This is a genomic window from Pseudomonas shiyinii, assembly GCF_056725765.1.
This window is the reverse complement of sequence record NZ_CM161522.1, coordinates 3125563-3146246: the sequence shown is the minus strand read 5'-3', so window position 1 is coordinate 3146246 and position 20684 is coordinate 3125563. Positions and strand designations below refer to the sequence as shown.

Below are 20684 nucleotides of genomic sequence, written 5' to 3'. Positions count from 1 at the left end.
GGCAGGGTAGGTCATGGCCGAAGCAGTCGTCGATAACGCCCCCGCCAAGAGCGGTCCGCCAGCGGCCAAGCCGCCGCTGTTCGGCATGGCGTTCCTGGAAAACATCTCGCAGATGCCCATGCTGCGTCAGGTCGGCCTGTTGGTCGGGTTGGCCGCCAGCGTGGCGATCGGCTTTGCCGTGGTGCTCTGGTCGCAGCAGCCGGACTACCGGCCGCTGTACGGCAGCCTGGCAGGCATGGATGCCAAGCAGGTCATGGATACCCTGGCCTCGGCCGACATCGGCTACCGCGTGGAGCCCAACTCCGGCGCCTTGCTGGTCAAGGCCGACGACCTGTCCCGCGCACGCTTGAAGCTCGCCGCTGCAGGCGTAGCGCCCAGCGATGGCAACATCGGCTTCGAGATCCTCGACAAGGAGCAGGGCCTTGGCACCAGCCAGTTCATGGAGGCCACCCGTTACCGTCGGGGCCTGGAAGGCGAACTGGCGCGTACCGTCTCCAGCCTGAACAACGTCAAGGCCGCCCGGGTGCACCTGGCGATCCCCAAGAGCTCGGTGTTCGTACGCGACGAGCGCAAGCCCAGTGCATCGGTACTGGTCGAGTTGTACCCGGGCCGAGCCTTGGAAGCCGGGCAGGTGATGGCCATCGTCAACCTGGTCGCCACCAGCGTGCCGGAGCTGGACAAGTCCCAGGTCACCGTGGTCGACCAGAAGGGCAACCTGCTGTCCGACCAATTGCAGGACAACGCCCTGACCATGGCCGGCAAGCAGTTCGACTACAGCCGCCGCATGGAAGGCCTGCTGACCCAGCGCGTGCACAACATCCTGCAGCCGGTGCTGGGCAACGACCGCTACAAGGCCGAGGTGTCCGCCGACGTCGACTTCAGCGCGGTGGAGTCCACCTCCGAGCAGTTCAACCCTGACCAGCCGGCCCTGCGCAGCGAGCAGTCGGTGAACGAGCAGCGCACCAGCAGCCAGCCGCCGCAAGGCGTACCGGGTGCCTTGAGCAACCAGCCGCCGGCCGGTGCCGCAGCCCCTGAAAACGCCACGGCCGCTGCACCGCCCGCAGGCGCGATCCAGCCCGGGCAACCGCTGGTCGATGCCAACGGCCAGCAGATCATGGACCCGGCCACCGGCCAGCCGATGCTCGCGCCGTACCCGGCCGACAAGCGTCAGCAGACCACCAAGAACTTCGAGCTGGACCGCTCCATCAGCCATACCCGCCAGCAGCAGGGTCGCCTGACCCGCCTGTCGGTGGCGGTGGTGGTGGACGACCAGGTCAAGGTCGATGCCGCCACCGGCGAGACCACCCGTGCGCCCTGGGGCGCCGAAGACCTGGCACGCTTCACCCGCCTGGTACAGGACGCGGTGGGCTTCGATGCCAGCCGCGGCGACAGCGTGACCGTGGTCAACGTGCCGTTCTCCGCCGACCGTGGCGTGGAGCTGGCCGACATTCCGTTCTATTCGCAGCCGTGGTTCTGGGACATCGTCAAGCAAGTGCTGGGCGTGGTGTTCATCCTGGTGCTGGTGTTCGGCGTGCTGCGCCCGGTGCTCAACAACATCACCGGCGGTGGCAAGCAGGCCGCCGCTGCCGACAGCGACATGGAGCTGGGCGGGATGATCGGTCTGGATGGCGAACTGGCCAACGACCGCGTCACCCTCGGTGGCCCGCAAAGCATTCTGTTGCCCAGCCCCAGCGAGGGCTACGAAGCACAGCTCAACGCAATCAAGGGCCTGGTGGCCGAAGACCCGGGCCGCGTGGCCCAGGTCGTGAAAGAGTGGATCAACGCCGATGAGTGACAACCGAGCCGTTACCGCCAAGCTGAGCCGCGTCGACAAGGCGGCGATCCTCCTGCTGTCCCTGGGCGAGACCGACGCCGCCCAGGTGCTGCGCCACATGGGGCCCAAGGAAGTGCAGCGGGTCGGCGTGGCCATGGCGCAGATGGGCAACGTGCACCGCGAGCAGGTCGAGCAGGTGATGAGCGAGTTCGTCGAGATCGTCGGCGACCAGACCAGCCTGGGCGTGGGCTCGGACGGATATATCCGCAAGATGCTCAACCAGGCCTTGGGCGAAGACAAAGCCAATGGCCTGATCGACCGCATCCTGCTCGGTGGCAACACCAGCGGCCTGGACAGCCTCAAGTGGATGGAGCCGCGTGCCGTGGCCGATGTCATCCGCTACGAGCACCCGCAGATCCAGGCGATCGTGGTCGCCTACCTGGACCCCGACCAGGCCGGCGAGGTGCTGAGCAACTTCGACCACAAGGTGCGCCTGGACATCATCCTGCGCGTGTCGTCGCTCAACACTGTGCAGCCGGCGGCGCTCAAGGAGCTCAACCAGATCCTCGAGAAGCAGTTCTCCGGCAACTCCAACGCCGCGCGTACCACCTTGGGCGGCATCAAGCGCGCAGCCGACATCATGAACTTCCTGGACAGTTCGGTGGAAGGCCAGCTGATGGACTCGATCCGCGAGATCGACGGCGACCTGTCCGAGCAGATCGAAGACTTGATGTTCGTCTTCAACAACCTGGCCGACGTGGACGACCGTGGTATTCAGGCGCTGTTGCGCGAGGTGTCCTCCGATGTGCTGGTGGTTTCGCTCAAGGGGGCCGACGAGAAGGTCAAGGACAAGATCTTCCGCAACATGTCCAAGCGGGCCTCGGAGCTGCTGCGCGACGACCTGGAGGCCAAAGGCCCGGTGCGGGTCAGCGATGTCGAGGCGGCGCAGAAGGAAATCCTCACCATCGCACGGCGCATGGCCGAGGCGGGCGAAATCGTGCTCGGCGGCAAGGGCGCCGAGGAAATGATCTGATCCAGTCTGCGCCAACCCCTGTAGGAGCGGCCTTGTGCCGCGAAAGGGCTGCGAAGCAGCCCCGGCAATCTATGCAAAAACGCTGAAATCCAGGGGCTGCTTCGCAGCCCTTTCGCGGCACAAGGCCGCTCCTACACCAAATGGCGTTGCTCGTTGATGAGTACCTGAAGAACATGCCCACCAAAGAATCCCACCCCAGCGACCTGATCCGCGCCCGCGACCTCGAGGGTGTCGACGTCTGGCCGCTGCCCAGCTTCGACCCGGAACCTGAGCCGGAGCCTGAACCTGAGCCGGAGGTCGTCGAGGAGGAAGTCGAGGAAGTGCCGCTGGAAGATGTCCAGCCGCTGACCCTCGAGGAGCTCGAGGCCATTCGCCAGGAGGCCTACAACGAAGGCTTCGCCACCGGCGAGCGCGAGGGCTTCCACAGTACCCAACTGAAGGTGCGGCAGGAGGCCGAAGCGGCCCTGGCCGCCAAGCTGGGTAGCCTGGAGCGCTTGATGGGCCACCTGCTCGAGCCGATCGCCGAGCAGGACGAAGAGATCGAAAAAGGTCTGGTGCACTTGGTGGCGCACATGGTGCGCCAGGTGATCGGCCGCGAGCTGCACAGCGACTCGAGCCAGATCACCCACGTGCTGCGCGAGGCGCTGAAGCTGTTGCCGATGGGCGCCGAGAACATCCGTATCCACCTCAACCCCCAGGACTTCGAGCAAATCAAGGCCCTGCGCGAGCGCCACGAGGAGCGCTGGAAGCTGCTCGAGGACGAGGCCCTGCTGCCAGGGGGCTGCCGCATCGAAACGCTGCACAGCCGCATCGACGCGACCATGGAGACGCGTATCGAGAAAGCCGTGGCGCAATTGTTCGACCAGTTGCACGAGCAAGGCCTGCACCCGGCCGCGCCGGACCTCTCGGTGGACCTGGAGCACGGCGATGCGTCTTGAGCGCACCAGCTTCGCCAAGCGCCTTGGCAGCTACGCCGGGGCGGTGAAGCTGCCGGACCAGCCGATCGTGGAGGGCCGCCTGCTGCGCATGGTCGGCCTGACCCTGGAGGCCGAGGGCCTACGCACTGCCGTGGGCGGGCGTTGCCTGGTGATCAACGACGACAGCCACCACCCGGTCCAGGTCGAGGCCGAGGTGATGGGCTTTGCCGGTTCGAAGATCTTCCTCATGCCGGTCGGCAGCGTCGCCGGTATCGCCCCTGGGGCCCGGGTGGTGCCGCTGGACGAGGGCGGCCGCCTGCCCATGGGCATGAGTATGCTCGGGCGTGTGCTCGACGGTGCCGGTCGCGCCCTGGATGGCAAGGGTGGGATGAAGGCCGAGGACTGGGTGCCGATGGACGGCCCGATCATCAACCCGCTCAACCGTGACCCGATCAGCCAGCCGCTGGACGTGGGCATTCGCAGCATCAACGGCCTGCTCACGGTTGGCCGGGGGCAGCGCCTGGGCCTGTTCGCCGGCACCGGCGTAGGTAAATCGGTCCTGCTGGGCATGATGACCCGCTTCACCGAGGCCGAGATCATCGTGGTCGGGCTGATCGGCGAACGGGGCCGCGAGGTGAAGGAGTTCATCGAGCATATCCTCGGCGAAGAAGGGCTCAAGCGCTCGGTGGTGGTGGCATCGCCCGCCGATGATGCCCCCTTGATGCGCTTGCGCGCGGCCATGTACTGCACACGTATCGCCGAGTATTTCCGCGACAAGGGCAAGAACGTGCTGCTGCTGATGGACTCGCTGACCCGTTTCGCCCAGGCCCAGCGGGAAATCGCCCTGGCCATCGGCGAGCCGCCGGCGACCCGTGGCTACCCGCCGTCGGTGTTCGCCAAGCTGCCCAAGCTGGTGGAGCGGGCCGGCAACGGTGAGCCCGGCGGTGGTTCGATCACCGCGTTCTATACCGTGTTGTCCGAAGGTGACGACCAGCAGGACCCCATCGCCGACTCGGCGCGGGGCGTGCTCGACGGCCATTTCGTGCTGTCCCGGCGGCTGGCGGAGGAGGGGCATTATCCGGCCATCGATATCGAAGCGTCGATCAGCCGGGTCATGCCCCAGGTGGTCGATGCCGAGCACCTGCGCGAGGCGCAAAAGTTCAAGCAGCTGTGGTCGCGCCTGTCGCAAAGCCGCGACCTGATCAGCGTGGGTGCCTATGTCGCTGGCGGCGACCCGGAAACCGACCAGGCCATCGCCTTGCAGTCGCGCTTGGTGGGCTTCCTGCGCCAGGGGTTGCAGGAGAATGTCGGCATGACACAGAGCCGCGAGCAGCTTCACGGAATCTTCGCAGCGCCGGTGGGAGGCTGATAGGTCATGGGGCTGCCCAGTCGAGCCGCGCGCCTGGCGCCGGTGGTGGACATGGCCGAGGAGGCTGAGCGCAAGGCCGCCCAGCGCCTGGGGCATTTCCAGCAGCAGGTGGCCCTGGCCCAGGCCAAGCTGACCGAGCTCGAGCGTTTTCGCGAGGACTACCAGCTGCAGTGGATCGACCGTGGTGGGCAAGGGGTGAACGGCAACTGGCTGGTCAACTACCAGCGCTTCCTGGGGCAGCTGGAGACCGCCATGACCCAGCAGCGCCAGAGCCTGACCTGGCACCAGAACAACCTCAACAATGCCCGAGACACCTGGCAGCAGGCTCACGCCCGCGTAGAGGGGCTGCGCAAGCTGGTGCAGCGCTACCAGGACGAGGCCCGGCGTGCCGAGGACAAGCGCGAGCAGAAGTTGCTGGATGAATTGTCCCAGCGCCTGCCGCGCGAGCGGCATCTGTAACGCGTTTCGGCCCAATCGCGGGACAAGCCCGCTCCCACAGGCAAGGTGAAGCGCCGAGCCTGGATGAAGGCACCAACTTTTTGCGGACAGTACAACCTGTGGGAGCGGGCTTGTCCCGCGATTGGGTCTGCAAGGCCCCCGCAAACCCAACTTGCAGGCTCCGGGCCGGGCTGCTAAACCTTCTAGGATCGTATTCGCCATCTTCATCGAAGGAATCGCTGGCATGGCTGTGGAGTCCGATTTTTCAAAGGACGAGAAAAAACTGACGATCAAGGTCACGGGCCGTTTCGATTTCGGCAGGCACCAGGAGTTTCGCAATGCCTACGAACGCCAGCCTGTTCGCCCGGACTCGGTGGTCGTCGACCTCAAGGATGCCACCTACCTCGATAGCTCCGCCCTGGGCATGCTGCTGTTGTTGCGTGACCACGAAGGCGGCGAAGATGCCTGCATCAGCGTGATCAACACCAGCCCTGACGTGCGCAAGATCCTCGCCATCTCCAACTTCGAAAAACTGTTCGATATCAGCTGAGCCCATCATGCCGGCCGAACGGGCGCTGAGCGTGCTGGTTGCCGAGGATGGCGCGGCGGATCGGCTATTGCTGGCGCAGATCGTCCGGCGTCAGGGGCATGAAGTCTTCACCGCGCAGAACGGCGAGCAGGCCGTGGCAATGTTCGCCGAACAGCGCCCCCACCTGGTGTTGCTCGACGCGCTGATGCCGGTCATGGACGGCTTCGAAGCGGCGCGGCGGATCAAGGCGCTGGCCGGCGAGGCCTTCGTGCCGATCATCTTCCTGACCTCGTTGAACGAAGAAGACGCCCTGGTGCGCTGCCTGGAGGCCGGCGGCGACGATTTCATGGCCAAGCCCTACAGTGCCGTGATCCTGGGCGCCAAGATCCGCGCCATGGACCGCTTGCGTCGCCTGCATGCCACGGTACTGGAGCAACGCGACCAGATCACCCGGCATCACCATCACCTGCTCAACGAACAGCGCGTGGCCAAGGCTGTGTTCGACAAGGTGGCGCATTCCGGTTGCCTGCGTGCGCCCAACATTCGTTACCGACAATCGCCCTACGCCTTGTTCAACGGCGACCTGCTGCTGGCTGCCTTTACCCCTTGCGGTGATATGCAGGTGCTGCTCGGCGATTTCACCGGCCATGGCCTTCCTGCGGCGATCGGCGCGATGCCGCTGGCAGAAGTGTTCTATGGCATGAGCGCCAAGGGCTATGGTGTGGCGCACACGCTGCGCGAGATGAACGCCAAGCTCAAGAGCATCCTGCCGGTGGACATGTTCTGCTGCGCAGTGATGCTCAACCTGAGCTTCGAGCGTGGCAGGGTGGAGGTGTGGAGCGGCGGCATGCCGGACGCCTATCACCTGTCGGCCACCGGTGAAGTGTTGGCCTCGCTGGTATCCCGCCACCTGCCGCTGGGTATCCTGGCGCCGGAGCGGTTCGACGACAGTACCGAGGTGTTGCCGTTGGCAGTCGGCGAGCGGCTGCTGTTGCTGTCTGACGGCGTGGTCGACACCTGTGACGATCAGGATCGGTTGTTCGGTGTATCGCGCTTGCAGGCGGTTCTGGCAGGTAATCATGACCCTGCGTGCTTGCTCGACGATGTCATGGGCGCCCTGGAGCGTTTCGGTGGGCGCCGGCGAGACGATATCAGCCTGTGCGACATCGCCATGGTCGAGCCGCAACGGCAGGTGCCGGTGCCGGCGGGCTACGCTGACAATGGCCATGGCAGCCCCTTGAACTGGTCGCTGCATTTCGAGCTGCAGGCCGAGAGCTTGAAACGTTTCAATCCCGTGCCATACCTAGTACAGCTGTTGCAGGAAATCCACGGCCTGCGGCCAAGCAGTGGGCTCTTGCATACCGTCCTCAGCGAGCTGTATACCAATGCACTCGAACATGGGGTGCTGGGCCTGGATTCACGGCTCAAGCACGATGCCCAGGGGTTCGCCGAGTACTACCGCCAGCGCAACCTGCGCCTGGGGCAAGCGCTGGACGGCTTCGTACGCATCGACCTGGAAGTTGAACCCTTGCCTGCAGGCGGCCGTCTGACAGTAGCAGTACGCGACAGTGGCGCAGGTTTCGACGTGACACGGGTGTTGTCCCGCCACCCAGCGGAACATGGGTTGAGCGGGCGGGGCGTACAATTGGTCCGCAGCCTCTGCCAGGGCGCCGAATGGCTGGAGGGCGGTCGTTGCGCACGAGTGGTATTCTGCTGGTAGGTGTTCGGCGCGGGCCCTGCCCAGGCAGGTACGATCGAGCTTGATCAAGGGAGTGAACAAGTGACTGACATGCATATCGACCAGAAGGTCCTCGCGGATCTTCAAGAGGTCATGGAGGATGGTTACCTGCAATTGCTGGAAACCTTCCTCGAAGACTCCGAGCGACGCCTGAACCAGCTGCATGGGGCCAAGAGCACCGAGGAACTGGGCCAGGCCGCGCACAGCTTCAAAGGTAGCAGCAGCAACATGGGGGCGGTCGGGCTCGCCGAGTTGTGCCGCCAGCTCGAGGAGCGGGTGCGGCAGCGACCTTTGTATGGAATCGAGGACCTGATCAACCGCATCGACCAGGAATACCTGGAGGTGCAGCGCTTCTATCGCAGTGAGCGACAACGTATTTCCGCTGGCTGAGCAAACCTGGCGCGAGTCTTGCCTGTCTTTGCCTGGACGATTTCACGATTTCCGGCGCGGAGACCTTTCAATGCCTGTCGCACCCAACCCACTGTTGCAAGCCAATGCCCTGGCCAAGCCGTCACGCGCCAGCGCCGCGACGGCCGACAAGCCGCAATCGGCGGGCAATCAGGCGGGGGATGGCTTCGGCCAGGTGATGGCGCGCCAAGGGGGCGATGGCAAGGCGGCCCAGGCCAAGCCGAAGGACACGCGCGACGAGGCCGCCGGCGGCAAGGAGCAGCCGAAGGAAGCGCAACCGGTTGCCGAAGCCGGCAATACCTTGCCAGCTTCCGAACAGACGCAAGGCGCTGGCGATAGCAGCCCCCTCGATGCCAACCTGGTGGCCGGCCAGGTCACCGACGCGCAACCCGGTGCGCAGTTGATCCAGGCCCAGGCCGAAGCGGTGGCGCCTGTGTTGCAGGCGGCTGTCCAGTCACCTGCCGAGCCTTCGCCCGAAGAAGAGGCAAGCGCTGAGCCGTTCGATCCCGAAGCCGACCCGTTGGCCAACCTGCCGACCTTGCGCCTGGCCTTGGAGCACAGCGCCCAGGCCAAGGGTACGACGTCCACCCATGCCGCCTCCCCAGACAATGCCGCCCAGGTCGAGGACGGCCAGGCTGCCGTCAATACCTTGGCGAACCTGGTCGACCCGGTGGACGCCGAGCGTGGCCAGTCGCAGCCGGGCGACAAGGCGTTCGGCGAACTGCTCGAAGATGGCCTGAAGGACATCAAGGGAGCCGGCAGCGACACCCGCGTCGATGACTTCGCCGACCGGTTGGCCAGCCTGACCCAGGCCGCCACGCCGAAAACCGCCAACGCCGTGCCGGCCAGCCCGCTGCACCAGCCGTTGCCGATGAACCAGAACGCTTGGGCCGAAGGGCTGGTGAACCGGGTGATGTACCTGTCCAGCCAGAACCTGAAATCCGCCGATATCCAGCTCGAACCCGCCGAGCTCGGCCGGCTGGACATCCGCGTCAACGTGGCGACGGACCAATCCACCCAGGTCACCTTCATCAGCGGCCATGCCGGTGTGCGCGACGCGCTGGACAGCCAGGTGCATCGCCTGCGTGAACTGTTCGCCCAGCAAGGCCTGGCGCAGCCGGACGTGAATGTCGCCGACCAGTCCCGTGGGCAGCAGCAACAGCCGGGACAGCAGGACGGTTCGAACCTCTCGGGCGTCGCGGCGCGGCGTGCCATGGCCGGGGGCGGCGAGGAGGGTGAAGTGGCCGAGGCGTCACGGCCGATCGAGCCGCAGGTGGTCATCGGCGACAGTGCGGTGGACTATTACGCCTGACATTCCTTCCTGGCCCTAACCGGCCCCATCGCCGGCAAGCCGGCTCCCACCTGTCCAGCGCTGTTTTCGGAGGCGCCACCGTACCTGTGGGAGCCGGCTTGCCGGCGATAGGGCCGGATCTGCCATCTGCCGGATAAGCGCCGCATCAAATCTGGCATAACACTTGCTCAACCCCCGTCATCCTCCCTTGAAACCCCGATGGACGACGGATTATTGGCATGGCGAAAAGCGAAGCAGTCAAAGACCCCGCCACAAAAGGCAAACTCAAGCTGATCCTGTTGTTGGTGTTGGCCCTGCTCCTGGCGGTCGGTCTCTCCGTGGGCGCCACCTGGTTCGTCATGCACAAGAGCGAGTCGGCCCCGGCGGCCGACCCTGCCCAGGCCAACGCCAAGCCCGCGGCGATCTACGAACCCCTGGCCCCGGCCTTCGTGGTCAACTTCAACCAGAACGGGCGCCAGCGCTACATGCAGGTGAGCATCACCCTGCAAGGTCGCAACCAGGCCGACCTGGATGCGCTCAAAGTGCACATGCCGGTCATTCGCAACAACCTGGTGATGATGTTCTCCGGTCAAGGCTTCGACACCCTGGCTGCCAGTTCGGTGGGCCAGGAGATGCTGCGCCAGAAGGCTACCGCGGTGGTCCAGGAAGTGGCGCAGAAGGAAGTCGGCAAGCCGGTCATCGACCAGTTGCTGTTCACCAATTTCGTATTGCAGTAGGAGCCCCAGATGGCCGTGCAGGACCTGCTGTCCCAGGATGAAATCGACGCCCTCTTGCATGGCGTCGACGATGGGCTGGTACAAACCGAAAGCGCCAGCGAACCCGGCGGCGTCAAGAGCTATGACCTGACCAGCCAGGACCGGATCGTCCGCGGACGCATGCCGACCCTGGAAATGATCAACGAGCGCTTCGCCCGCTACACCCGCATCAGCATGTTCAACCTGCTGCGTCGTTCTGCCGACGTGGCGGTCGGTGGCGTGCAGGTGATGAAGTTCGGCGAATACGTGCATTCGCTGTATGTCCCGACCAGTCTGAACCTGGTCAAGATCAAGCCGCTGCGTGGTACCGCGCTGTTCATCCTCGACGCCAAGCTGGTGTTCAAGCTGGTGGACAATTTCTTCGGCGGCGACGGGCGGCACGCCAAGATCGAGGGGCGTGAGTTCACCCCGACCGAGCTGCGGGTGGTGCGCATGGTCCTGGACCAGTGCTTCGTCGACCTCAAGGAAGCCTGGCAGGCGATCATGCCGGTCAACTTCGAGTACATGAACTCCGAGGTCAACCCGGCCATGGCCAACATCGTCGGCCCCAGCGAGGCGGTGGTGGTGTCGACGTTCCACATCGAGCTGGACGGCGGTGGCGGCGACCTGCACGTGACCATGCCGTACTCGATGATCGAACCGGTGCGCGAGATGCTCGATGCGGGCTTCCAGTCCGACCTGGACGACCAGGACGAACGCTGGGTCAAGGCCCTGCGCGAGGACGTGCTGGACGTCAGCGTGCCGCTGTCGGCCACCGTGGCCCGTCGCCAGCTGAAGCTGCGCGACATCCTGCACATGCAGCCGGGCGATGTGATCCCGGTCGAGCTGCCCGAGCACCTGGTGCTGCGGGCCAACGGCGTGCCGTCGTTCAAGGCGCGCCTGGGCTCGCACAAGGGCACCTTGTCGCTGCAGATCATCGACCCGATCGAACGCCGCTGACGGCGTGCCGGTCGCTATTTCCGAATTGAATGCCTGTCGAGGACATCATGGCTAACGAAAACGAGATCACCTCCCCGGAGGAACAGGCCCTGGCCGATGAGTGGGCGGCTGCCCTGCAGGAAACCGGCAACGCCGGCCAAGCCGACATCGACGCGCTGCTGGCGGCCGACAGCGGCAAGCCGGGCGCCGGTCGCCTGCCCATGGAAGAGTTCGCCAGCTCCCCGCGGCCCAGCGACAACGTCAGCCTGGAAGGGCCGAACCTGGACGTGATCCTGGATATCCCGGTGAACATCTCCATGGAAGTGGGCAGCACCGAGATCAGCATCCGCAACCTGCTGCAGCTCAACCAGGGGTCGGTGATCGAACTCGACCGCCTGGCCGGCGAGCCGCTGGACGTACTGGTCAACGGCACCCTGATCGCCCATGGCGAAGTGGTGGTGGTCAACGAGAAGTTCGGCATCCGCCTGACCGACGTGATCAGCCCCAGCGAACGCATCAAGAAGCTGCGCTGAGTGAAGGGCGCGATGCGGGGCCTGACGGCCCTCGGTACGTTGCTGGCCAGCGAGGCGGTGATCGCGGCGGCCCAGGCGGGCGCGCCGACGCCGGCCAGCCCCGGCAGCCTGGGAGGGCAGCTGGCGCAGATGGTCTTCGGCCTGTTGCTGGTGGTTGGCCTGATCTTCTTCCTCGCTTGGCTGCTGCGCCGCATGCAGGGCGCAGCGCCCCGCGGCACCCAGGTCATCGAGATCGTCGGCAGCCGCGCCATCGGCCCGCGTGACCGCCTGCTGTTGGTGCAGGTGGGCAAGGAGCAGATCCTCATCAGCCATACCCCCGGCAGCATCGAGGCGTTGCATGTGCTGGCAGAACCCGTGGAGGTGCCCGCCGGTGCCCGCCCGGCTACGCCGGAGTTCGCCCAGCGGTTGCTCGAGCTGATGGGCAAGGACCAGAAGGACAAGACGTGATGAGTGGCGCCCTGCGCATCCTGTTGAGCACCTTGTTGCCGCTCGCGCTGCTGCTGGCTGCGCCTTTGGCGGTGGCCGCCGACCCGTTGTCGGTGCCGGCCATCACCCTCTCCAGCGGGCCGGACGGGCAGCAGGAGTATTCGGTCAGCCTGCAAATCCTGCTGATCATGACGGCGCTGAGCTTCATCCCGGCGTTCGTCATCCTGATGACCAGCTTCACCCGCATCATCATCGTCTTCTCCATCCTGCGCCAGGCCCTGGGCCTGCAGCAGACGCCTTCGAACCAGGTGCTCACCGGCATGGCGTTGTTCCTGACGCTGTTCATCATGGCGCCGGTGTTCGACCGGGTGAACCAGGATGCCCTGCAGCCCTACCTGAACGAACAGCTGACGGCCCAGCAGGCAATCGACAAGGCCCAGGGGCCGTTGAAGGACTTCATGCTGGCGCAGACCCGGCAGAGCGACCTGGACCTGTTCGTGCGCCTGTCCAAGCGCACCGACATCGCCAGCCCCGAGCAGGCGCCGCTGACCATCCTGGTGCCGGCGTTCGTCACCTCGGAGCTGAAGACCGCATTCCAGATCGGCTTCATGATCTTCATCCCGTTCCTGATCATCGACATGGTGGTGGCCAGCGTACTGATGGCCATGGGCATGATGATGCTGTCGCCGCTGATCATCTCGCTGCCGTTCAAGATCATGCTGTTCGTGCTGGTCGATGGCTGGGCGCTGATCATGGGTACCCTGGCCGGCAGTTTCGGTGGCGTGTGACGCCGCCAAGGAGAGCCTTGCATGACACCTGAAGTGGCCGTAGACCTGTTTCGCGATGCCCTCTGGCTGACCACCCTGATGGTCGCGGTGCTGGTGGTGCCAAGCCTGTTGGTCGGCCTGGTGGTGGCGATGTTCCAGGCCGCCACGCAGATCAACGAACAGACCCTGAGCTTCCTGCCGCGCCTGCTGGTGATGCTGGTGACGCTGATCGTCGTCGGGCCCTGGCTGGTGCAGAAGTTCATGGAGTACTTCATTGGCCTGTACACCAGCATCCCGCAGCTGATCGGTTGAGGCCCCCATGCTGGAGCTGACCGACACGCAGATCGGCACGTGGGTCGCCACCTTCATCCTGCCGCTGTTCAGGGTGGCCGCGGTGTTGATGACCATGCCGATCTTCGGCACGCGCATGCTGCCGATGCGCATTCGCCTGTACGTGGCCCTGGCGATCACCGTGGTGATCGTCCCAGGCCTGCCGGCGTTGCCCGAGTTCGACCCGTTGAGCCTGCGTGGCGTGCTGTTGTGCGGGGAGCAGATCATCGTCGGTGCGTTGTTCGGCTTTGCGCTGCAGTTGCTGTTCCAGGCCTTCGTGGTGGCCGGGCAGATCGTCGCGGTGCAGATGGGCATGGCCTTCGCGTCCATGGTCGACCCGGCCAACGGCGTTAACGTGGCGGTGATCAGCCAGTTCATGACCATGCTGGTGAGCATCCTGTTCCTGGTGATGAATGGCCACCTGGTGGTGTTCGAGGTGCTGACCGAAAGCTTCACCACCCTGCCAGTGGGCAATGCCCTGGTGGTCAATCATTTCTGGGAGATGGCCGGGCGCCTGGGCTGGGTATTCGGCGCGGGGCTGTTGCTGATCCTGCCAGCGATCACGGCGCTGCTGGTGGTCAACATCGCCTTCGGCGTGATGACCCGGGCGGCGCCGCAACTGAACATCTTCTCCATCGGCTTTCCGCTGACCCTGGTGCTGGGCATGGGCATCTTCTGGGTCGGCCTCGCCGATGTCCTTTCCCATTACCAGGCATTGGCCAGCGAAGCGCTGCAATGGCTGCGTGAACTGGCACGGGCGCGCTGAACATGGCAGAGAGCGAAAGCGGTCAGGACAAGACAGAAGAGCCCACGGACAAGCGCAAGCGCGATGCGCGCGAGAAAGGCGAGATCGCCCGCTCCAAGGAGCTCAACACCGTGGCGGTGACCCTGGGCGGCGCCGGCGGGCTGTTGGCGTTCGGCGGCTACCTGGGGGAGACACTGCTGGACCTGATGCGCCTGAACTTCAGCCTGCCCCGCGAAGTGCTGGTGGATGAAAGCGCCATGGGGGTATTCCTGCTCACCTCGGGCAAGATGGCGATCTGGGCCGTTCAGCCGGTCCTGATCCTGTTGTTCGTGATCGCCCTCATCGCGCCGGTCGCCCTGGGCGGGTTCCTGTTCTCCGGCAGCCTGTTGCAGCCGAAGTTCAGCCGCATGAACCCGCTTTCGGGGATCAAGCGCATGTTCTCGATGAACTCGTTGACCGAGCTGCTCAAGGCCCTGGCCAAGTTTTTCGTGATCCTCGTAGTGGCACTGCTGGTGCTGGCCAACGACCGCCAGGCGTTGCTGGCGATCGCCAAGGAGCCGATGGAGCAGGCGATCATCCACAGTGCCCAGGTGGTGGGTTGGAGTGCATTGTGGATGGCGGCGGGTTTGCTGCTGATCGCGGCGGTGGACGTGCCGTTCCAGCTGTGGCAGACGCACAAGAAGCTGAAGATGACCAAGCAGGAGGTGCGCGACGAGTACAAGGACTCGGAGGGCAAGCCTGAGGTCAAGCAGCGCATCCGCCAGTTGCAGCGGGAGGTGTCGCAGCGGCGGATGATGGCGGCGGTGCCGGATGCCGATGTGATCATCACCAACCCCACGCACTATGCCGTAGCGCTCAAGTACGACCCGGAGAAGGGGGGGGCGGCGCCGTTGTTGCTGGCCAAGGGGACCGACTTCATCGCCTTGAAGATCCGCGAGATCGGGGTCGAGCACAAGGTGCAGATTCTCGAGTCGCCGGCGCTGGCGCGGGCGATCTACTACTCGACGGAGCTCGAGCAGGAGATCCCGGCGGGGTTGTACCTGGCCGTGGCGCAGGTGCTGGCCTATGTGTTCCAGATTCGCCAATACCGGGCGGGCAAGGGCAAGGCGCCGGAGCCGCTCAAGCCTGACCTGCCGATTCCGCCTGATCTGCGGCGGGATGAATGAGGTGTAGGGCGATAGGGCATCAGCGCCTGTGATATCCAGCGCCGCCCGCGCGGCGCATCGCGAGCTGGCGCTCGCTCCTACGTTTGTTTATGGCCAGTAACGCCTGTGACAGGCGCGCGCGACCGCTTGGTTCGTACGACACAATCTCGCGTCTGGCACCAAAGCGTCCGCGCGAAAATCCCGCAGGATGGACTGGCCCGAAACAAACGTAGGAGCGAGCGCCAGCTCGCGATGCGCCGCGCGGGCGGCGCTGGATTTCATTGGCGTCGACTATCTCAAGACGAACCTCAACTGCCTTCTATCTAAAGTTGGAAGGCTTCTTGCAAAGCCACCGCCAAACCGCCCAATCGCGTCAAAGTTTTGCTTCATAGAGGACTCCCGGTGGATCGCACCCAGCTCATCAACAGCGCCCGAAACAACCTGGCCGGCCTCGGCCGGGGCAACATCGGTGTGCCGCTGTTGCTGTTGGTGATGATGGCAATGATGATGTTGCCCATCCCACCTTTCCTGCTCGACGTCTTCTTCACCTTCAACATCGCCCTGTCGATCGTGGTCCTGCTGGTGTGCGTCTACGCCTTGCGCCCGCTGGACTTCGCCGCGTTTCCCACGATCCTGCTGGTGGCCACGCTGTTGCGCCTGGCGCTGAACGTCGCCTCCACCCGCGTGGTCATGCTCCACGGCCACGAAGGCCATCAGGCCGCGGGCAAGGTGATCCAGGCCTTCGGTGAGGTGGTGATCGGCGGCAACTACGTTGTCGGTGCCGTGGTCTTCGCCATCCTCATGATCATCAACTTCGTCGTGGTGACCAAGGGTGCCGGCCGTATCTCCGAGGTCAGCGCGCGCTTCACCCTCGACGCCATGCCCGGCAAGCAGATGGCCATCGATGCCGACCTCAACGCCGGCCTCATCGACCAGGGGCAGGCCAAGGCCCGACGTGCCGAGGTCGCCCAGGAAGCCGAGTTCTACGGCTCCATGGACGGTGCCAGCAAGTTCGTGCGCGGTGACGCCATCGCTGGCCTGCTGATCCTGTTCATCAACCTCATCGGCGGCATGCTCATCGGCATGCTGCAGCATGGCATGCCCGCCGGCGAGGCTGGCAAGGTGTACGCCCTGCTGACCATCGGTGACGGTTTGGTGGCGCAGCTGCCGTCGCTGCTGCTGTCCACCGCCGCCGCGATCATGGTCACCCGTGCCTCCAGCTCTGAGGACATGGGCAAGCTGATCAACCGGCAGATGTTCGATTCGCCCAAGGCCCTGGCTGTGTCGGCGGCGTTGATGATTGTCATGGGTCTGGTCCCGGGCATGCCGCACATCGCCTTCCTCGGCCTTGGCGGGTTGGCCGCTGGCGGCGCCTACCTGGTCTGGCGCAAGCAGCAGCAGGCCAAGCTCAAGGCCCAGGAAGAAGCGCAGCGCCAGCAGGACCTGCTGCCCTCGCCGCAACGTGCCCTGGAAACCAAGGAGCTGGGCTGGGATGACGTGACTCCCATCGACATGATCGGCCTGGAAGTGGGCTACCGCCTGATCCCGCTGGTCGATCGCAACCAGGGCGGGCAGTTGCTGGCGCGGATCAAGGGGGTGCGCAAGAAGCTGTCCCAGGACCTGGGCTTCCTCATGCCCACCGTGCACATCCGCGACAACCTCGACCTGCAGCCCAGTGCCTACCGTCTGACACTGATGGGGGTGATTCTCGCCGAAGCCGAGATCTACCCCGACCGTGAGCTGGCCATCAACCCAGGGCAGGTGTTCGGGACGCTCAACGGCATCGCCGCGCGCGACCCAGCGTTCGGCCTGGAGGCGGTATGGATCGACGTCGGCCAGCGTGCCCAGGCGCAGTCGCTGGGTTACACCGTGGTCGATGCCAGTACCGTGGTGGCCACCCACCTCAACCAGATCCTGCAGAAGCATTGCCATGAACTGATCGGCCATGAAGAGGTCCAGCAATTGTTGCAGGTGCTGGCCAAGGGTTCGCCTAAACTTGCTGAAGAACTGGTGCCGGGTGTCATTTCCTTGTCGGGCTTGCTCAAGGTCCTGCAGGCGTTGCTGTCCGAGCAGGTTCCGGTACGTGACATCCGCAGTATCGCCGAGGCGATCGCCAACAATGCGGGCAAGAGTCAAGATACCGCCGCGCTGGTCGCGGCAGTGCGCGTCGGATTGTGCCGTGCCATCGTGCAAAGCATTGTCGGCGTTGAGTCGGAGCTTCCTGTGATCACCCTGGAGCCAAGGTTGGAACAGATCTTGCTCAATAGTCTGCAAAGGGCCGGGCAAGGCCAGGAAGACGGTGTTCTCCTGGAACCTAGCATGGCCGAGAAGCTGCAGCGCTCGTTGATCGAGGCGGCCCAGCGCCAGGAGATGCAGGGCCTGCCGGCCATCCTCCTGGTCGCCGGCCCGATCCGCGCCATGCTGTCGCGATTCGGCCGCCTGGCTGTACCGAATTTGCATGTTCTGGCGTATCAGGAAATACCTGACAACAAGCAAGTCACCATCGTTGCCACCGTGGGCCCCAATGGCTGAGGTAGTGGGTTATGCAAGTTAAGCGTTTTTTCGCCGCCGATATGCGTCAGGCCATGAAGCTGGTCCGGGATGAGCTGGGCGCCGACGCCGCCATCATCGGCAACCGGCGCATCGCCGGCGGTGTCGAGTTGACGGCCGCGCTGGACTACAAGCTGTCCGCCCTGGCTCCGCGGGTGCCGAACATCGAGCTCGAGGACGAGCTGCGCAAGACCCAGTCGCGCATTGCCACCGCACAGGCCGAACTGAGCAGCCGCCACGAAGGTGACGAAGGCAACCGGCAATTGTTCGCCGGCCTCTCGCTGACCGCGTCCGAACCGCTGGTAGAACCCCATGTCGATGCGCCGGCCCCGGCTGCCGTGCCTGCCTCGGCACCGGTCGACCCGCGCCTGTTCGACGCCATGCGCTCGGAGCTCTCGGGCCTGCGCGAGCTGCTCGAAGTGCAGCTCGGCTCCCTGGCCTGGGGCCAGCTGCAGGGCAACAAGCCGCAGCAGGCCAACCTCTGGCGCCGCCTGCAGCGCATCGGTCTGTCGGGCCCCATCGCCCGCGAAGTGCTCGAGCTGACCGGCGAGATCGAAGAACCTCGCCAGGCCTGGCGCATGGTTCTGGCGCACCTGGCGCGGCTGATCCAGGTGCCCGAGGTGGAACCGATCGAGGAGGGCGGGGTGATCGCCATGGTCGGCCCGGCCGGCATGGGCAAGACCACCACCCTGGCCAAGCTCGCCGCACGCTACGTGCTCAAGTATGGCGCCCAGCAGCTGGCGTTGGTGAGCATGGACAGCTTCCGCATCGGTGCCCAGGAGCAGCTCAAGACCCTGGGCAGGATCCTCAATGTACCGGTGACCTACGTCGACCCCGGCCAGTCCCTGGCCCAGGCCCTGGAGCCACTGCTGCGCAAGCGCGTGGTGCTGATCGATACCGCTGGCCTGCAGGCCAGCGACCCGGCCCTGCGCATGCAGTTGGAGACCCTCGCCGGGCGCGGCATTGCCGCCAAGAACTACCTGGTGCTGGCGACCACCAGCCAGAAGCAGGTGCTCACCGCCGCCTACCACAGCTACAAGCGTTGTGGCCTGGCCGGGTGCATCCTGACCAAGCTTGATGAAACGGCCAGCCTCGGTGAAGTACTGAGCCTTGCCATCAGTCATGAATTGCCGGTGGCCTATCTGACCGATGGGCCGCGCATTCCTGACGACCTGCACTTGCCGCGCAAGCACCAGTTGGTCAGTCGTGCGGTCAGTGTGCAGCTGCAGGACGAGCCCAGCGAAGAGGCAATGGCCGACATGTTCGCTGATCTCTACCACAACCCTGGCAAGCGTGTGGGTTGACGAATGGACATCGCAAAGTACCTACACGAAAGGGGCGCTTTCCAACCCCTTGTGTGGCCTGGGCCCCGAGACAAGGTAAAGAACAAACATGGGTAGCATGCATCCCGTACAGGTGATCGCCGTGACTGGCGGTAAAGGCGGCGTCGGCAAGACCAACGTTTCAGTGAACCTGTCCCTGGCCCTGGCTGACCTGGGGCGGCGGGTCATGCTGCTGGACGCCGACCTCGGTCTTGCGAACGTCGACGTCCTGCTGGGCCTTTCGCCCAAGCGCACCCTGGCCGACGTCATCGAGGGGCGCTGCGAACTGCGCGATGTGTTGCTGCAGGGCCCTGGCGGTGTCCGGATCGTGCCGGCGGCCTCCGGCACCCAGAGCATGGTGCACCTGGCGCCAGCGCAGCATGCCGGCCTGATCCAGGCGTTCAGCGAGATCGGCGACAACCTCGATGTGCTGGTGATCGACACCGCCGCAGGGATTGGCGATTCGGTGGTCAGTTTCGTCCGTGCCGCCCAGGAGGTGTTGCTGGTGGTGTGCGACGAGCCGACGTCGATCACCGATGCCTATGCGCTGATCAAGCTGCTCAACCGCGACTACGGCATGAATCGCTTCCGCGTCCTGGCCAACATGGCGCAGAGCCCGCAGGAAGGGCGCAACCTGTTTGCCAAGTTGACCAAGGTCACGGATCGGTTCCTGGACGTCGCCCTACAATACGTCGGTGCCGTGCCTTACGACGAATGCGTGCGCAAGGCGGTGCAGAAGCAGCGGGCGGTCTACGAGGCCTTCCCTCGGTCCAAGTGTGCGCTGGCCTTCAAGGCCATCGCGCAGAAGGTCGACAGCTGGCCGCTGCCTGCCAATCCGCGTGGGCACCTTGAGTTCTTCGTCGAGCGCCTGGTGCAACCCACCAGTGCAGGGCCGGTACTATGAATGCGAGTGGTTACAAGATGTACAGCAGGGCGGCACGCGATGCCCAGTATGAACTGGTCGAGCGTTATGCCCCGCTGGTCAAGCGCATCGCCTATCACCTGCTGGCACGCCTGCCGGCCAACGTGCAGGTCGAGGACCTGATCCAGGCGGGCATGATCGGCCTGCTGGAAGTGGCCAACAAGTACGACGCCAGCAAGGGCGCCAGCTTCGAGACCTACGCCGGTATCCGCATCCGTGGCGCCATGCTCGACGAAGTGCGCAAGGGCGACTGGGCGCCGCGTTCGGTACACCGCAATACCCGTATGGTCAGCGATGCGATCCGTGCCGTTGAAGCCAGAACCGGTCGTGACGCTAAAGATCATGAAGTTGCTGCCGAACTCCAATTGAGTCTCGATGATTATTACGGGATCTTGAACGACACCCTGGGCAGCCGCCTGTTCAGCTTCGACGACCTGCTGCAGGACGGCGAGCACGAAGGGCTGCACGAGGATGGCGCCAGCGGCCAGCTGGAGCCGGCGCGGGACCTGGAGGACGAGCGCTTCCAGGCCGCCCTGGCCGAGGCGATCGCCAACCTGCCGGAACGCGAACGCCTGGTCCTGGCGCTGTACTACGACGAGGAGCTGAACCTCAAGGAAATCGGTGAGGTGCTTGGGGTCAGCGAGTCGCGCGTCAGCCAGTTGCATAGCCAATGCGCGGCGCGCCTGCGCAGCCGCCTGGGAGAATGGCGGGCGCGTTGAGCCAGGGTTCGCCGCAGTCGTTGCACGTTGTACC

Annotated in this window: 21 protein-coding genes; all 21 read left to right on the top strand. The window is 64.9% G+C overall.

Annotated elements, in window-relative coordinates; all coding sequences use genetic code 11:
• The first annotated feature begins 13 nt into the window (after positions 1-13).
• The 21 genes from fliF to fliA all read left to right on the top strand — a co-directional run bounded on the left by fliF (position 14) and on the right by fliA (position 20650).
• A complete protein-coding gene (gene fliF, locus ACXHGZ_RS14165; RefSeq protein WP_480460316.1) occupies positions 14-1795 on the top strand; it encodes a flagellar basal-body MS-ring/collar protein FliF in 1782 nt (593 codons plus the stop codon).
• Positions 1788-2807: a flagellar motor switch protein FliG gene (gene fliG / locus ACXHGZ_RS14160; protein ID WP_084858232.1), complete on the top strand. Its 1020-nt coding sequence runs from the start codon at positions 1788-1790 to the stop codon at positions 2805-2807. Before fliF ends, fliG begins: the two co-directional genes overlap by 8 nt.
• Positions 2808-2980: 173 nt before the next feature.
• The gene (fliH, locus tag ACXHGZ_RS14155) at positions 2981-3745 is read left to right on the top strand and encodes a flagellar assembly protein FliH (RefSeq protein ID WP_480460315.1); all 765 of its coding nucleotides are present in this window, start codon (positions 2981-2983) and stop codon (positions 3743-3745) included.
• Entirely contained in the window at positions 3735-5093 is a 1359-nt protein-coding gene (gene fliI / locus ACXHGZ_RS14150; RefSeq protein WP_084858231.1) for a flagellar protein export ATPase FliI, read from the top strand. Before fliH ends, fliI begins: the two co-directional genes overlap by 11 nt.
• Positions 5094-5099: 6 nt before the next feature.
• Positions 5100-5552 (top strand): flagellar export protein FliJ, encoded by a 453-nt coding sequence (gene fliJ, locus ACXHGZ_RS14145; RefSeq protein WP_084858230.1) that lies wholly within the window; start codon positions 5100-5102, stop codon positions 5550-5552.
• A 223-nt stretch (positions 5553-5775) separates the two neighbouring features.
• Positions 5776-6081: an STAS domain-containing protein gene (locus ACXHGZ_RS14140; RefSeq protein WP_480460314.1), complete on the top strand. Its 306-nt coding sequence runs from the start codon at positions 5776-5778 to the stop codon at positions 6079-6081.
• Positions 6082-6088: 7 nt separating this feature from the next.
• Positions 6089-7780 (top strand): ATP-binding SpoIIE family protein phosphatase, encoded by a 1692-nt coding sequence (locus tag ACXHGZ_RS14135; protein ID WP_480460313.1) that lies wholly within the window; start codon positions 6089-6091, stop codon positions 7778-7780.
• A 60-nt stretch (positions 7781-7840) separates the two neighbouring features.
• Positions 7841-8188: an Hpt domain-containing protein gene (locus tag ACXHGZ_RS14130; RefSeq protein WP_084858328.1), complete on the top strand. Its 348-nt coding sequence runs from the start codon at positions 7841-7843 to the stop codon at positions 8186-8188.
• A gap of 70 nt (positions 8189-8258) precedes the next feature.
• On the top strand, positions 8259-9518 hold the full coding sequence (locus ACXHGZ_RS14125; RefSeq protein ID WP_480460312.1) for a flagellar hook-length control protein FliK: 1260 nt from the start codon (positions 8259-8261) through the stop codon (positions 9516-9518).
• 218 nt (positions 9519-9736) lie between these two features.
• The gene (fliL, locus tag ACXHGZ_RS14120) at positions 9737-10234 is read left to right on the top strand and encodes a flagellar basal body-associated protein FliL (RefSeq protein ID WP_084858226.1); all 498 of its coding nucleotides are present in this window, start codon (positions 9737-9739) and stop codon (positions 10232-10234) included.
• A 9-nt stretch (positions 10235-10243) separates the two neighbouring features.
• The gene (fliM, locus tag ACXHGZ_RS14115) at positions 10244-11212 is read left to right on the top strand and encodes a flagellar motor switch protein FliM (RefSeq protein ID WP_084858225.1); all 969 of its coding nucleotides are present in this window, start codon (positions 10244-10246) and stop codon (positions 11210-11212) included.
• A gap of 47 nt (positions 11213-11259) precedes the next feature.
• Positions 11260-11724, top strand: coding sequence for a flagellar motor switch protein FliN (fliN, locus tag ACXHGZ_RS14110; protein ID WP_084858327.1), 465 nt, complete (start codon positions 11260-11262; stop codon positions 11722-11724).
• Between the two features lie 12 nt (positions 11725-11736).
• Positions 11737-12171, top strand: a complete 435-nt coding sequence (fliO, locus tag ACXHGZ_RS14105; RefSeq protein WP_480460310.1) for a flagellar biosynthetic protein FliO — start codon at positions 11737-11739, stop codon at positions 12169-12171.
• Positions 12171-12938 carry a flagellar type III secretion system pore protein FliP gene (gene fliP / locus ACXHGZ_RS14100; RefSeq protein WP_084858224.1) on the top strand — a complete coding sequence of 256 codons (768 nt, stop codon included), beginning with the start codon at positions 12171-12173 and terminating at the stop codon, positions 12936-12938. Before fliO ends, fliP begins: the two co-directional genes overlap by 1 nt.
• A 21-nt stretch (positions 12939-12959) precedes the next feature.
• Entirely contained in the window at positions 12960-13229 is a 270-nt protein-coding gene (gene fliQ / locus ACXHGZ_RS14095) for a flagellar biosynthesis protein FliQ (protein ID WP_224456386.1), read from the top strand.
• Between the two features lie 7 nt (positions 13230-13236).
• Positions 13237-14013, top strand: coding sequence for a flagellar biosynthetic protein FliR (gene fliR / locus ACXHGZ_RS14090; protein ID WP_480460309.1), 777 nt, complete (start codon positions 13237-13239; stop codon positions 14011-14013).
• 2 nt (positions 14014-14015) lie between these two features.
• Positions 14016-15158 (top strand): flagellar biosynthesis protein FlhB, encoded by a 1143-nt coding sequence (gene flhB, locus ACXHGZ_RS14085; RefSeq protein ID WP_465001282.1) that lies wholly within the window; start codon positions 14016-14018, stop codon positions 15156-15158.
• A gap of 381 nt (positions 15159-15539) precedes the next feature.
• Positions 15540-17669, top strand: a complete 2130-nt coding sequence (gene flhA / locus ACXHGZ_RS14080) for a flagellar biosynthesis protein FlhA (RefSeq protein ID WP_084858220.1) — start codon at positions 15540-15542, stop codon at positions 17667-17669.
• An 11-nt stretch (positions 17670-17680) separates the two neighbouring features.
• The gene (gene flhF / locus ACXHGZ_RS14075) at positions 17681-18991 is read left to right on the top strand and encodes a flagellar biosynthesis GTPase FlhF (RefSeq protein ID WP_084858219.1); all 1311 of its coding nucleotides are present in this window, start codon (positions 17681-17683) and stop codon (positions 18989-18991) included.
• 88 nt (positions 18992-19079) lie between these two features.
• Positions 19080-19913 (top strand): flagellar synthesis regulator FleN, encoded by an 834-nt coding sequence (fleN, locus tag ACXHGZ_RS14070; protein ID WP_224456383.1) that lies wholly within the window; start codon positions 19080-19082, stop codon positions 19911-19913.
• Positions 19910-20650, top strand: a complete 741-nt coding sequence (gene fliA, locus ACXHGZ_RS14065) for an RNA polymerase sigma factor FliA (protein ID WP_084858217.1) — start codon at positions 19910-19912, stop codon at positions 20648-20650. The genes fleN and fliA overlap by 4 nt, the downstream gene beginning before the upstream one ends.
• Positions 20651-20684 lie beyond the last annotated feature (34 nt).

Bases quoted from the DNA above. Each gene is read 5' to 3' on its own strand.
- fliQ (WP_224456386.1), top strand. From the start codon at position 12,960: ATGACACCTGAAGTGGCCGTAGACCTGTTTCGCGATGCCCTCTGGCTG.
- fliA (WP_084858217.1), top strand. From the start codon at position 19,910: ATGAATGCGAGTGGTTACAAGATGTACAGCAGGGCGGCACGCGATGCC.
- fliN (WP_084858327.1), top strand. From the start codon at position 11,260: ATGGCTAACGAAAACGAGATCACCTCCCCGGAGGAACAGGCCCTGGCC.
- fliL (WP_084858226.1), top strand. From the start codon at position 9,737: ATGGCGAAAAGCGAAGCAGTCAAAGACCCCGCCACAAAAGGCAAACTC.
- fliM (WP_084858225.1), top strand. From the start codon at position 10,244: ATGGCCGTGCAGGACCTGCTGTCCCAGGATGAAATCGACGCCCTCTTG.
- fliG (WP_084858232.1), top strand. From the start codon at position 1,788: ATGAGTGACAACCGAGCCGTTACCGCCAAGCTGAGCCGCGTCGACAAG.
- ACXHGZ_RS14125 (WP_480460312.1), top strand. From the start codon at position 8,259: ATGCCTGTCGCACCCAACCCACTGTTGCAAGCCAATGCCCTGGCCAAG.
- fliP (WP_084858224.1), top strand. From the start codon at position 12,171: ATGAGTGGCGCCCTGCGCATCCTGTTGAGCACCTTGTTGCCGCTCGCG.
- fliO (WP_480460310.1), top strand. From the start codon at position 11,737: ATGCGGGGCCTGACGGCCCTCGGTACGTTGCTGGCCAGCGAGGCGGTG.
- fleN (WP_224456383.1), top strand. From the start codon at position 19,080: ATGGGTAGCATGCATCCCGTACAGGTGATCGCCGTGACTGGCGGTAAA.
- fliR (WP_480460309.1), top strand. From the start codon at position 13,237: ATGCTGGAGCTGACCGACACGCAGATCGGCACGTGGGTCGCCACCTTC.
- fliF (WP_480460316.1), top strand. From the start codon at position 14: ATGGCCGAAGCAGTCGTCGATAACGCCCCCGCCAAGAGCGGTCCGCCA.
- fliI (WP_084858231.1), top strand. From the start codon at position 3,735: ATGCGTCTTGAGCGCACCAGCTTCGCCAAGCGCCTTGGCAGCTACGCC.
- flhF (WP_084858219.1), top strand. From the start codon at position 17,681: ATGCAAGTTAAGCGTTTTTTCGCCGCCGATATGCGTCAGGCCATGAAG.
- ACXHGZ_RS14140 (WP_480460314.1), top strand. From the start codon at position 5,776: ATGGCTGTGGAGTCCGATTTTTCAAAGGACGAGAAAAAACTGACGATC.
- fliJ (WP_084858230.1), top strand. From the start codon at position 5,100: ATGGGGCTGCCCAGTCGAGCCGCGCGCCTGGCGCCGGTGGTGGACATG.
- fliH (WP_480460315.1), top strand. From the start codon at position 2,981: ATGCCCACCAAAGAATCCCACCCCAGCGACCTGATCCGCGCCCGCGAC.
- flhB (WP_465001282.1), top strand. From the start codon at position 14,016: ATGGCAGAGAGCGAAAGCGGTCAGGACAAGACAGAAGAGCCCACGGAC.
- ACXHGZ_RS14135 (WP_480460313.1), top strand. From the start codon at position 6,089: ATGCCGGCCGAACGGGCGCTGAGCGTGCTGGTTGCCGAGGATGGCGCG.